This window comes from Acuticoccus kandeliae, from assembly GCF_003073115.1.
Genome location: NZ_QBBV01000152.1, coordinates 1 through 315 on the forward strand (window position 1 = coordinate 1; position 315 = coordinate 315).

At 75.9% G+C, this 315-nt stretch carries 1 protein-coding gene; it reads right to left on the reverse strand.

Annotated elements, in window-relative coordinates:
• Positions 1–315: HAD family hydrolase (locus tag DBV35_RS29720; protein WP_117434507.1), on the reverse strand; the 315-nt coding region annotated here is incomplete at both ends.

A 315-nucleotide genomic window follows, 5' to 3' on the forward strand; every position in this document is an offset into this window, starting at 1 on the left:
GCGACGGCCCGGGTGTCCCCGGTGAGCAGCACCGGGCGCAGCCCGAGCCTGCGGAACTCCGCGATCGCCTCGGCCGGCGTCGGCTTCACGGTGTCGGCGACGACGAACACGGCACGGGCGGTTCCGTCCCACGCGACGGCGACCGTCGTACGGCCTCGCGCGGCCTCGTCCGCGGCGACCGCGGCGAGGTCGTCGGGCAGCGGGACCGACCACTGCTCCAGCAGCCGCGGACGGCCGACGAGCACGGCGTGGCCGTCGACGACGCCCTGCACACCGAGGCCTTCGTGGTTGGTGAAGTCCGTGACGGCCGGCAGG